The sequence below is a fragment of the Bacteroidota bacterium genome (genome assembly GCA_016699695.1).
Classification (GTDB): Bacteria; Bacteroidota; Bacteroidia; order Bacteroidales; family UBA10428; genus UBA10428.
In genome coordinates this window covers 1974994-1987235 of sequence record CP065006.1, presented here as the reverse complement: position 1 = coordinate 1987235, position 12242 = coordinate 1974994, and the positions used below count along the sequence as shown (strand labels likewise).

Annotated in this window: 10 protein-coding genes and 1 tRNA gene; 6 read left to right on the top strand and 5 right to left on the bottom strand. The window is 41.6% G+C overall.

Annotated features, from left to right (window positions below):
* Positions 1-119: 119 nt before the first annotated feature.
* Positions 120-193: transfer RNA gene (locus IPM71_08470), tRNA-Ile, on the bottom strand.
* Between the two features lie 228 nt (positions 194-421).
* Here IPM71_08470 and IPM71_08465 point away from each other — a divergent pair.
* From IPM71_08465 to IPM71_08455, 3 genes are all read left to right on the top strand, one after another.
* Positions 422-1075 (top strand): HAD family phosphatase, encoded by a 654-nt coding sequence (locus IPM71_08465; protein QQS49653.1) that lies wholly within the window; start codon positions 422-424, stop codon positions 1073-1075.
* On the top strand, positions 1063-1497 hold the full coding sequence (locus tag IPM71_08460; protein ID QQS49652.1) for a thioesterase family protein: 435 nt from the start codon (positions 1063-1065) through the stop codon (positions 1495-1497). Before IPM71_08465 ends, IPM71_08460 begins: the two co-directional genes overlap by 13 nt.
* A 93-nt stretch (positions 1498-1590) precedes the next feature.
* The gene (locus tag IPM71_08455; protein ID QQS49651.1) at positions 1591-2061 is read left to right on the top strand and encodes a hypothetical protein; all 471 of its coding nucleotides are present in this window, start codon (positions 1591-1593) and stop codon (positions 2059-2061) included.
* A gap of 91 nt (positions 2062-2152) precedes the next feature.
* Here IPM71_08455 and pepF read toward each other — a convergent pair whose 3' ends face one another.
* The 4 genes from pepF to IPM71_08435 form a co-directional block, all read right to left on the bottom strand.
* Entirely contained in the window at positions 2153-4030 is a 1878-nt protein-coding gene (gene pepF, locus IPM71_08450; protein QQS52747.1) for an oligoendopeptidase F, read from the bottom strand.
* Positions 4031-4205: 175 nt separating this feature from the next.
* Positions 4206-5456: a permease gene (locus tag IPM71_08445; GenBank protein ID QQS52746.1), complete on the bottom strand. Its 1251-nt coding sequence runs from the start codon at positions 5454-5456 to the stop codon at positions 4206-4208.
* 3 nt (positions 5457-5459) lie between these two features.
* The gene (locus tag IPM71_08440; GenBank protein ID QQS52745.1) at positions 5460-6401 is read right to left on the bottom strand and encodes a cation transporter; all 942 of its coding nucleotides are present in this window, start codon (positions 6399-6401) and stop codon (positions 5460-5462) included.
* Between the two features lie 97 nt (positions 6402-6498).
* The gene (locus IPM71_08435) at positions 6499-7074 is read right to left on the bottom strand and encodes a DUF3109 family protein (GenBank protein QQS52802.1); all 576 of its coding nucleotides are present in this window, start codon (positions 7072-7074) and stop codon (positions 6499-6501) included.
* A gap of 293 nt (positions 7075-7367) precedes the next feature.
* On the opposite strand from IPM71_08435, the gene IPM71_08430 reads away from it, so the two are divergent.
* The 3 genes from IPM71_08430 (at position 7368) to IPM71_08420 (ending at position 12242) form a co-directional block, all read left to right on the top strand.
* A complete protein-coding gene (locus tag IPM71_08430; protein QQS52744.1) occupies positions 7368-10625 on the top strand; it encodes a DUF4397 domain-containing protein in 3258 nt (1085 codons plus the stop codon).
* A gap of 254 nt (positions 10626-10879) precedes the next feature.
* Entirely contained in the window at positions 10880-12094 is a 1215-nt protein-coding gene (locus tag IPM71_08425; GenBank protein QQS52801.1) for an IS701 family transposase, read from the top strand.
* Between the two features lie 52 nt (positions 12095-12146).
* On the top strand, positions 12147-12242 hold the full coding sequence (locus IPM71_08420; GenBank protein QQS52743.1) for a T9SS type A sorting domain-containing protein: 96 nt from the start codon (positions 12147-12149) through the stop codon (positions 12240-12242).

Genomic DNA, 12242 nt, shown 5'->3' with positions numbered 1-12242 from the left:
CTGAAAATTATAATTGCCTGATATATTGATAATTAATTCAAAGAATGGAGTAAAAAGTATGGCTAGAAACTAGGAGAAAGTATAAAAAAAGAAGGGAAGAATTTCTCCTTCCCTTCGAGTGGTCCCAGCTGGGCACGATCCAGCGACCCTCTGATTATGAGTCAGATGCTCTAACCAGCTGAGCTATGGGACCAATATTTTTTGCTTAATCTCTTTTGCTATCCGTTTTAATCAATTCACTGACAGTGTCTGGTTACACAATCCGTTTTGAAGCTTGGCTAAAAGCGGGTGCAATATTAAACAATTGCCAAGTAATTTGCAATAATTCTCCATTTTAGTTTTTTTTCTGGTCAGTATGTTTTACTATAGCGATTTGGCATTTTACGCTGGCAGTTTTACCTTTGCACCAAAGAAACAAAAAGTGAAAATAACCGATCCGGCAGAACTTAGCCCACAAAAAATTAAAAACATTGTATTCGATTGGGGTGGGGTGCTCATTAACATCGATTACCAAGCCACCGTAAATGCCTTCAAGGCTTTAGGTGTTGACAACTTCGATCAGCATTTTGCTCAGGCGCAGCAGCGAGAACTTTTCGACCAACTTGAAACAGGAGCCATTAGTCCCGATGCCTTTAGAAAAGGTATCCGCGAGGAATTTGGAGATTTTATTACCGACCAGCAAATGGATGCTGCCTGGGGAGCCATGTTGCTGGATATACCATCGCACAGAATAGAAACCTTGAAGGCTTTGCGGAAAAAATACCGGATATTTCTGCTGAGTAACACCAACCAGATCCATGAGGACCAGCTGATGGAGGGTTTGAATGCTGCACTTGGCTTTGAGTTTTTTTCGCTCTTTGAAAAGGTTTATCTCTCACATAGAGTAGGTATGCGCAAACCCCATACAGCTATTTTTGATTTGGTAGTGAAGGAGAATGGCTTGATTAAAGAGGAAACGCTGTTTATCGATGACTCCGAACAACATGTGAATGGTGCAGTAAAAGCAGGGCTTCATGCATTTCATCTGCAGCCAGGAATGGAAACCAGCGAAATATTTCGATTGTGGACAGAATAAAAATTCCGATACCGGAAGACTTTCATTTCAAAACCCAAATTCGCATACAAATTGGGGACATTAACTATGGCGGCCATTTGGCCAACGATGCCTACCTTCGACTGGCACACGAAGCCCGTTTACAAATGCTGCAAAATTTTAGCTGGAGCGAAATGGATTTTGAAGGATATGGCCTTATCATGATCGACGCCGGGATTCAGTTTATGGCTGAGGTCTTCCGGGGAGAATCCCTTACAATCGAGATTTCCTTAAACGATTTGTCGCAAAGGGGATTTAATTTATACTATCACTTTCGTTCGGCAGAAGGGAAGTCGGTAGCCAAAATAAAAACAGGTATGTGTTTCTTCGATTATGCTTCAAGGCGCCTGGCTGCATTGCCTGTTGAGATAAAAGAGATCATTGAGCAGCGATTGAGGCAATAAACCTTTCCTTAAGAAAGTTTCAAATAGTAAAAGCCAGATAAAAATTTATAATTTAGTCAGACCAAAAACACAAAACGAACTAAATAGAATACCATGAAAACTATATTTATTGCCTTGCTTTTTGCCTTTTCGCAGGCTTTATTAGCCCAGCAAACCGATGTGCCCGTAAAGATTATTCTTAAATCGGGCGAAGAGATTGTAGCCAAGCACCTTGGGCAACTATCGTGTGGCAATGCACAATTTGTTGATAGTTATGTATTGATTCGTGGAAAATACATGGATACACCCACCGAGATCAAAACCTATCAGGATTTTAAAAAAATTGATTTTACCGGTTTCGTGGCAGAACCAGCACCTTCTGTAGGCAACGAAAAAGCAACCATTACCTTTTACCGCAAAGATGGAATAACGGTAGAACTAAAAGAAGCCGATATTAGTCAGTCATGCTACAGTTCAGGAGATATGTTCAACCAAATCAGCATTCAATTAATCAATCCACTAAACCAAAAGGTATACGAGCAAAAAATCGAAACCCGGAATATTCAGTCTATTTATTTTTTATAGACTTTTCTACACTTGTTTTAAAAAACGAAACAGAAAATCCCTTACCCTGGCAAACACCCGGGTAAGGGATTTTTAATTAATGACCAAAGTATTAGATACCTTTTTTATCGAGTATTTTCTCAATCTCGTCCATGACACGATTCATGGCTTCAATGGTTTTATCAAAAGCTTCGGAACTGGTCATATCTACACCGGCGCTTTTTAACTGGTTAATTGGATAATCTGAACCACCAGAGCTTAAGAAAGCTATATAGGCATCAATGGCTCCCGGCTCCTGACGCAAAACTCTTTCGGCCAAAGTATTTGATGCTACAAAAGAAGTGCTGTACTGATAGACATAGAAGTTGTAGTAAAAATGAGGTATATAGGCCCATTCCATGCTGATGTAATCGTCTACCTTACACACACCTTCTGCATGGCCATAGTATCTGTTTACAATATCGGAATACATTCCCGATAACACATCGCCGGTAAGAGCTTTTCCTTCCTGCGCTGCCTGGTGCATTTTCAGTTCAAATTCGGCAAATTGTGTCTGACGGAATAGTGTTCCTTTAAATCCATCGAGGCGTTCCATCAATAGGGAGAGTTTAACCTCATCGTTGTCAATGGTTTTCATCATGTGCTCGAATAGCAATACCTCGTTAAAAGTCGATGCCACCTCGGCTACAAAAATGGTATAATCGGCAAGTGGATATGGTTGGGATTTATTCGAAAAATAACTTTGCATGGTATGCCCCAGTTCGTGTGCCACAGTGCTTACATCTTCGTATAAATCGGTATAGTTTAACAAAATATAAGGATGACCATCGTAAAAAGCACCATTCGAATAGGCGCCTGAACGTTTTCCGGGTGTTGGATATACATCAATCCAACGCTCGTCAAATGCTTTTTTTACAGTGCTGGTATATTCTTCGCCCAGAGGTTTAAGGGACTCTAGAATCAATTTCTGAGCCTCGTCATAAGAATATTTCAAATCAACGCCTGATACTGCAGGAGCATATAAATCGAGGTATTTCAAAGTATCGAGACCCATCATGCGCTTTTTAATTTGCAGGTAACGATGAAAAGCAGGCAGGTTTTTGTTTACATTTTCTACCAACGAATAATACACTTCCACCGGAATGTAGTTGGGTGAGAGGGCTGCCTCGAGGGTTGACTCGTAATTGCGTGCTTTTGAGCGGTAAAGCGAGGCTTTCACCTGTCCGTAAAGCATTTCGCCAAAAGTAGCTTCGAAGTTTTTGTAGTTGTTCCAGAATTCGGTAAATACCAATTCGCGGTCGGCACGTACTGGAGTAGCGCGATATTTACCATAGGTAGAAGAATTAAGTTTTACTGTTTCGCCATTGCTGAGGGTCACTTCCGGTGCTGGCATTTCGGCATTGCTAAAGGTAGAATAAACCGAAGCTCCGGTTCCTGTGGCCATTCCTGACAAGGCGAGGATACGTTCTTCGGGTTCGCTCAATGTATGCTTTTGCTGATCGAAGAGGTCTTTCAATCCTTTTTCGTACACTTTCAGTTTGGGTTCGTTCTTGATAAAGCCTTCTATCACGCTCCACTCAGAGGTAAGAATTTCTGGATTGATATAGGCTCCCTTTGAGGAAAACTCAGAAAAAAGCTGTTGCAATTCTTTTTCCATGCCGGCATATTTCATATCGCGCGTATCAAGGTCGGCGTTCATGCTGGCATAAATGTAGAGTTTTACGGCTTCTTTGTTCAGGTTGGTATTGTACTCTAAACAAGCTAATAAATTAGCAGCCGATTGGGTAATCGTGCCTTTAAAGCTTTCGATTTTTGGCAGTTCAACCATCATTTTTTCTTTGGCTTCCATCCATTCTTGGTCGCTGGTAAAAATCGGACTAAGATCCCATTTGTACTTATCGTCAATGGCAGATCGTTCAGTTTGTGCGAACAAACTAAGCTGAAGGACGAAAAGAAACAGAAGGGACAAAATCGGGGTGTAGTTTTTCATTTTCATTGCTTTGATTTTTCCGTTAATTATTGATCTTATATTTAATAATGTGTGCTAAAAATAGGTCTATTCCTTAGAAAACAGGAAAAGTAAAAGTAGATCAAATCGTAACGCTGAAAACTAACAGATATCAGTTTTTACAATTTGCCGAATTTATAAGACTATTCATGACAAATCAGGATTCGAATTTGTATCCCAGACTTTCTACTGTCGATTTCACTTTGAGCAAATCCACATTTCTGCCTTCCAGTAATACGGTTTCAGTATCCAGATTCACCTTTACGGCATCAATGCCTTCGAGTTTAAGCAGATTTGTTTCCACCGTATTTTTACAGTGGTTGCAGTTCATTCCTCGCACAAATACCCTGATATCAGGCTTGTCGAGGGTAAATTGAGGTTCCGTCTTTTTCATTTTCTTCATCCATTTTAAAAGAAAAACATTGGCAATCAATGCAGTCATAAGTATTCCGGAAGCAAGGTGAACAAAAGGAGGCAACAAACCATGCTCATGGTGGTGATGGGCATTAAGCCCTGATACAAACCACTCACGTGGAAGAAAATAATCGATAAATAGCCCCGACAAAAGTGCACCAGAAATGATAGTAAAGAGGTAGATGATGAGTGTTCTTTTTCCCATTGCTTTACCGATTACCGAAATGGTGGCTGCATTGGTAGCCGGTCCTGCCATGAGAAACACAAGGGCTGCACCGGGTGAAAGACCTTTTAAAATAAGCACGGCCGCAATAGGTACCGAGCTGGTTGCGCAGACATAAATAGGTATCGACACAACCAAAATAATCAGCATGCCCAGAAAATCGTGGTGCAGGTAAGAAGCAAAAAAATCGTCTGGAACAAAAACTGCAATCAGGGCTGCTACCAGAAGTCCAATCACCAGCCATTTGGCAATATCCTGAAGAAAATCGACAAAGGCATACTTAAAAATTGCCACAAGCGGATGTATACTTTTGTCTCGGGGCACTGGTATTTCTGCTGCTTTCGAAGGAGCTTCGGAGCGATTTTCTGCGCGGTTGGTAAGATACCCACCCATAATGCCCGTAAAAAAAGCTACTATCGGGCGCACAATGGCAAAAGGCAAGCCCAATAAGGAATAGGTTACCAGAATGGAATCTACTCCTGTTTGCGGGGTGGAGATTAGAAACGACACGGCGGCACCCTTCGAAGCTCCATTTTTATGGATGGATATTCCTGTTGGTATTACCCCGCAGGAGCATAAAGGCAATGGTATGCCAATGAGGGCGGCACGTAAAACCGATTTCATGTTCGATTTTCCAAGAAGCCGATTCATTTTTCCTTCAGGGAAGAATACATGCAGCACACCTGCAATCAGAAAACCAAACAACAACCAGGGGCCCATATCAAGAGTAAGGGCAACGAGCTCGTTCCAATATTCTTTTAAAAATTCCATTGTCTACTTTTTTTCGTCGTGAATCAGCTGTTTTTCGCTGCAACAATTGTATTCGAATTGAAGGGTTACATGGGTAATATGAAATTCCTTTCTTAGCAAGCGTTCAATTTTCTGCTTTAAAAGGCTGGTCTCGCTAACTTTTATGTCGGAAGTAACATCGATATGGCATTCGAAATGTGTTTGGCTGTCGCTCAGGTTCCAAAGATGGGCATGATGTATGTTGTCAATTCCTTCCAGATTTTCAAGCTGTTTCTTTACCTCTTCGAGACTGATATTGGCAGGTGAGGCTTGCATCAGAATATTGAAAGACTGCCGGATTATAGAAAAGGTTTCTTTTACAATATAAAGCCCAATGAGAATCGTAAGCAAGGGGTCGATCCAGTATACTTCGAAAAAATAGATCAATACCGAACCCACAATAACAAGGGCTGAGGAAAAAGTATCGCCAAGCAAGTGCAGGTAGGCAGCACGCATGTTGATGTTTTTTCCTGAATCGCCTTTAAGAAGAAGCATAGCGATCACGTTTGCCACAAGCCCTGCAGTAGCAACAACAAACATAAGCAGTCCCTTGATTGGTTCGGGGTTTTGAAATCTCAGAATGGATTCACGTATCAGAAAAGCAATAATCACCAAAAGAATTGCTGCATTAAAAAAGGCTGTCAGTATTTCGATGCGCCTGTAGCCAAACGTCTTGCGGTAGTTAGCCGAACGTTTGCCAATACGGTTGGCAACCCAGGCCAGCATAATAGCCAACGTATCGCCCAGGTTGTGCACGGCATCGGATAAAAGAGCAAGGCTATTGGATAAAAGACCACCGACAATCTCAATCACAGTAATAAACAAATTAAGCAAGGTGGCCCATAAAAGCCTGTTCTCCTTTAAGTCATTGTGGTGATGTGACGAATGGCTATGGTGATGATGATGCCCGTGCGAGTGATTTTCCATTGAGTGAACTGCTTAAATTGAATTACATTCTATGATAAGGCAGAAAAGTATTATCGCTATTGAGTAAACAAGCGAAAGCCTGAGTAGTTCAAGTTTTTCAGAGTTTCGGATTTAACAAAGAATCTGCTGCCATCTCCAGTTCATCATACCAGTCCTTTCCGTAGTGGCGTATAAGAGGTTCCTGTAAAAAGCGGTAAACATGAAGGTCCTGTAGCGCACCCAAAGCGCGCGCAGGTTTGCAAATACCCCACTCATGAAAATTCACCGCTTCGAAGCTTGCATACTTTTTCAGCCGTATCGGGTACAAATGGCACGATACAGGTTTTCTAAAAAATGTTTTCCCTTCGAAATACGCTTTCTCGATGGCGCACTTGGCAATGTCCTTTTCAAAAAATACATAGACACATTCCTTACCATTTATTAAAGGTGTAACCTTATCGTTTTCGTGGTCGGTCACCCAGGTACCCTGCTCCTGCACTGCTTCCACACATTCGGCACGCATAAACGGTCTGATATGCTGATATTCCCTCTCCAGAATGCCTGTTTCCTCTTCGGTCAAGGGTGCACCGGAATCTCCTTCGATGCAGCATGCTCCTTTACATTTCGCCAAATCGCAGCAAAATTTTCTTTCCACCACATCCAGGCTAATGAGCGAATCCTTTATCTGTAGCATAGTCACTTCTTGCTTATCCATAAGTTGAATTGATTCCGCAGGTAAAGTTAATCCTTTAAACGAAAAGGGGTAATTGTTTGGCTTATTGATAAAGTGCATTTTATAATCGAAATAACTATTTAGAATCTATTTTTCAAACTGAATACTATTGCATTAATTAATAATGATTTAGAAACAATTAATATTTAAAATAGAAGTCGTATAATTTACTTTTGTTTAATCTTTTTGTATTTTTTGTTTAACCTTTTGAATCAAGTCCTGTTTCTACCTCGAACCATAAATACTTTTAAATTATGAAAAAGTTTACTCTTATAATGGCAACATCACTGCTGGTAATTGGTAGTGCATTTGCTCAAACAGCAAGAGTGCAGGTTATCCATAACTCTGCCGATGCTGCCGCCGATTCGGTGGATGTGTACCTCAACAACACTTTATTACTCGACAATTTTGCATTTAGAAATGCCACGTCGTTTATCGATGCCCCAGCCGGCAGCCCAATTAGTATTGACATCGCTCCTAAAACAAGCTCCTCGGCCACAGAAAGCATTTACAATCTCACTACTACTCTTTCAGCCGGAGAAAAATACATTCTGGTTGCGAATGGTATTGTGAGTGCCAGCGGTTATAGCCCTGCCACTGCATTTAATATTTATGTAAACGCTATGGGTCGTGAGTCGGCTTCAAACAGTGCCAACACAGACTTACTTGTATTTCATGGCGCTACCGATGCTCCCACAGTAGATGTTTATGAAGCTACCGGTCCTGCTAATCTGGTTAATGATTTAGCTTATGGAAGTTTTGCCGGTTACCTCGAACTGCCTACTGCCGATTATTATTTACAAGTGCGCGACGCTTCAGGTACTGTAAACGTAGCTGCCTACAACGCTCCCCTGGCTACCTTAGGCCTTGATGGTGCTGCAGCCGTAGTGGTAGCCTCAGGTTTCCTGAACCTTGCCAACAACAGCGATGGACCTGCCTTCGGCCTTTATGTAGCACTTCCTTCAGGTGGTGAATTGGTGGCACTGCCCCAAACTACCACCCGTGTGCAGGTAATTCACAACTCAGCCGATGCTGCTGCTGACAGTGTTGACGTTTATCTGAACGATGGATTATTGATCGACAATTTCGCTTTCAGAACAGCCAGTTCGTTTATCGATGCACCGGCTAATACCGAAATAAGCATTGATATAGCCCCTAAGGGAAGTGCCTCATCAGCTGAAAGCATTTATAACTTAACTACCACTTTAGATCCGCAGGATACCTATGTACTTGTTGCTTCGGGTATTGTAAGCGCTTCAGGTTATAGCCCTGCTACAGCTTTTGATATCGATGTGTATGCCATGGGCCGTGAAGAGGCTTCCAATAGTGCAAATACCGATCTGCTTGTCTACCACGGCTCGACTGATGCACCCACAGTAGATGTTTTTGAAGCTACTGGCCCTGCTAACCTCGCCAACGATCTGGCTTATGGAAACTTTGCCGGTTACCTTGAACTACCCACTGCCGACTATTATCTGCAAGTGCGCGACGCTTCAGGTACAGTGAATGTAGCTGCCTACAACGCTCCCCTGGCTACCTTAGGCCTTGATGGTGCTGCAGCTGTAGTAGTGGCCTCAGGTTTCCTGAACCCTGCCAACAACAGCGATGGACCTGCTTTTGGCCTTTATGTAGCACTACCTACTGGTGGTAATCTGGTAGCTTTGCCAAAATCGACTGCAAGAGTGCAGGTAATTCATAACTCAGCCGATGCTGCTGCTGATTCGGTAGATGTTTACCTGAATGATGCTCTTTTGCTCAACAACTTTGCTTTCAGAAATGCATCACCCTTTATCAATGCACCTGCCAATACAGAAATAAGCATCGATATTGCTCCTGCTTCAAGTACTTCGGCTAGCGAAAGCATTTACAACCTCACTGCTACTTTGGATCCTAGAAATAGCTATGTTTTAATGGCGTCAGGTATTGTAAGCGGAACTGGTTATAGTCCTGCTACTCCATTTGCTATCAATGTGTACGATATGGGTATGGAAACAGCCATGGGCGATACTACAGCAGTATTGGTATATCATGGTGCTACCGATGCTCCTGCCGTTGATGTGGTTGAAACACGTGCCGGTGCCGGAACAATTGTAGATAATATAGCTTATGGCGATTTTGCTGGCTATCTGATGTTACCTACTGCAGACTATACCATAGATATCAGAGATGAAACAGGTGCAACCACAGTAGCCACTTATCTTGCTCCATTAGCCAATCTCAGCTTAAATGGCCAAGGCATAGTAGTATTTGCTTCAGGTTTCCTCACCCCTTCGAATAACAGTGATGGTCCAGCATTTGGTTTATTTGCTGCCACTGCTGGAGGAGCTGTTGTTGAACTACCTTCTGCTTCAGAAACTGCTTATGCTACCTTTAGTGTAGATATGAGCTACTGGGCGGCTACAGAAAGGTTCGATCCTATGACCGACTCAGTAGATATTGCAGGAAGTTTTAACGAATGGGCTACAAACTACACCGGCTTGGATAAAGGTGTCGACAATATCTATTCAGTAACTCTTCCTTTGGCTACCGATGTGGTGCATGAATATAAATACCGCATCAATAACTCATGGGATGATGACAAATCGGAATTCCCAAGTGGTGGAGCGAACAGAACTGTTGAGATTATGGGAGACACTGTGCTGGCAACCGTATTCTTTAACGACGAAACCTTCACTGCCCGTGTACAAGTAATTCATAACTCAGCCGATGCTGCTGCAGCAGAAGTGGATGTGTACCTGAATGGCGGTTTGCTGATCGATAACTTTGCTTTCAGAACTGCGAGTTCCTTTATCGATGCACCTGCCAACTCAGAAATCAGCATCGACATAGCTCCAGCTTCAAGTACTTCAGCTTCGGAAAGTATTTATAATTTGACTACTACACTCGACTGGAATGCCAACTATGTGCTGGTAGCCAATGGCATTGTAAGTGCTACAGGTTATAGCCCTGCCCAAGCCTTCGATATTTATGTGCATGCCACTGCACGAGAAGAAGCTTCAGAAGCAGCTAACACCGACCTGCTTGTATTCCACGGTTCGACAGATGCTCCTGTTGTGGACATATACGAAGCCACAGGACCTGGCGAATTGGTAAACAATCTGGCTTATGGAACCTTTGCCGGCTACCTTGAACTGCCCACTGCTGATTACGTGATTGAATTGCGCGATGAGGCTGGCACTACAAAGATTCAGCGTTACGATGCTCCACTTGAAACACTTGGACTCGATGGTGCTGCAATTACAGTAGTAGCTTCAGGATTCCTGACCCCTGCCAATAACAGCAATGGTGCAGCATTTGGATTGTGGGTGGCATTGGCCGCTGGTGGCGACCTGGTTGAATTGCCTGTATCGAATTACACCAGTGTAAATACACCTTCAGGAAATGCATTAAGCTCAATGGTATATCCAAATCCGGCAAGTAAAGAACTTACTGTTGAATTTGATTCGGAATACCAGGGATTTGTAACAGTAAAAGTAGTAGGAATTACCGGACAGACTTTAATTCTACTTTAACAGATTAAACAAAACCCTTGTAAACATTGATATTTCAAGGAAATTCAGTATCTTCAATGCACAGAAAAACAGGCTTATCGTTCCGAAAAATGTTTAATACAACGTAAAAATAATAATCGATATGGAAAACACTGACCTCTGTAATAGAGCGAGTTAGTGTTCACCTTAATGATTATCAGCATGTATTTTGTAATTCAACAAAGAAGTTCTTTGACAAAGCACAGCAATATTCATTAGGAATAATACAAAGTCAGATGCGCAATATTGAAAGAATAAGCGAAGATTTGGGAGCTAACTACCATCAAATGCAGCACTTTATAACTGAGTCTAACTGGGATCATCGAGTTTTGATAAATCAAGTAGCCCAGGAAGTAAGCCAGGTTTTACCCAAAAGAAAACTTACAGGATTGATTATTGATGAAAGTGGTTGGGTAAAAAAAGGCGACCATAGCGTAGGCGTTGGACATCAATATTGTGGGAATGTAGGGAAACTATCAAATAGTCAGGTTGCGGTATTTGCTTGTTTAAGTAATGGGGATTTTGCATCAATGGTTGATGCCCGACTATACCTTCCCAAGGCTTGGTGTGACGACAAGACAAGATGCGAAAAAGCAGGCGTTCCTGTAAAGCACCGAACATTTAAAACTAAGCTCGAACTGGCATTAGAAATTATTCGCCAGCAAGTAACCAATGGCATCATCTTCGATTTTATTGGAGGCGATGGTTATTATGGTAACGATGTGGATTTTGCCAGCAGCATAGATTTGCTTGGTTATCTGTACATGCTGGATATCCATAAAGACCAAAAAATATATTTGGAACGTCCTGACTTGGCTATTCCCGAGCGAAAAAGCAATAAGGGTCGTGAACCCAAGAAATTAAAAGCAACTACAGACGAATTAAGTGTATCAAAATATTTACAGACTTTAAATGACGAAAATTGGCAGCGTATTAGTGTTCGTAATACAGCCAAAGGAGTTCTTGTAGCTGACTATCATTTTATAAAGCTTTGGATAATCAATAACAGTAAAATGCAAGTAGAGCAAAGGTTACTGGTTATCCGTAAAACGAAAACCAAAGAAGGCAAGGACGAAATAAAATATTCTTTTACCAATGCTAATCTTGAACAATACACTAAGAAAGCTATAGCCTATATGCAAGCACAACGGTACTTTGTAGAACATTGCATAAAAGAATCAAAACAGATACTCGGGCTAGACCAGTTTCAGACACGAAAATGGCTTGCATGGCAACACCAGGTTGCATTAAACTTTTTGGTCTCGTCATTTATTTTAAAAGAAAAATTGCATTGCTTTGATGATTTACCTTTACTATCGGCTCGTGATATTAAAGAATTTATCACTTTTAAACTTTATAAACAGATGACCGAAGAACAAATGATTGATAGAATTTATGACCGGCATTTAAAACGACAGCGTGATATAAATTACTCATATTCAAAATTGTAAATCTGTTAAAGTAGAATTAATTACAAAAACTCAAAATGCAAATAATAGTGCTATGAGTATTGGTCTGGAAACACTTCGCTCAGGAATGTATATTCTTCAAATCGAAAGTGAAGGAAAATCGGAAACCATACGCTTTAATAAAATGTAA

Coding starts and splice junctions, on each gene's coding strand:
- IPM71_08440 (QQS52745.1), bottom strand. CDS start 6,401: ATGGAAAATCACTCGCACGGGCATCATCATCACCATAGCCATTCGTCA.
- pepF (QQS52747.1), bottom strand. CDS start 4,030: ATGAAAAACTACACCCCGATTTTGTCCCTTCTGTTTCTTTTCGTCCTT.
- IPM71_08430 (QQS52744.1), top strand. CDS start 7,368: ATGAAAAAGTTTACTCTTATAATGGCAACATCACTGCTGGTAATTGGT.
- IPM71_08445 (QQS52746.1), bottom strand. CDS start 5,456: ATGGAATTTTTAAAAGAATATTGGAACGAGCTCGTTGCCCTTACTCTT.
- IPM71_08455 (QQS49651.1), top strand. CDS start 1,591: ATGAAAACTATATTTATTGCCTTGCTTTTTGCCTTTTCGCAGGCTTTA.
- IPM71_08425 (QQS52801.1), top strand. CDS start 10,880: ATGCGCAATATTGAAAGAATAAGCGAAGATTTGGGAGCTAACTACCAT.
- IPM71_08435 (QQS52802.1), bottom strand. CDS start 7,074: ATGCTACAGATAAAGGATTCGCTCATTAGCCTGGATGTGGTGGAAAGA.
- IPM71_08420 (QQS52743.1), top strand. CDS start 12,147: ATGAGTATTGGTCTGGAAACACTTCGCTCAGGAATGTATATTCTTCAA.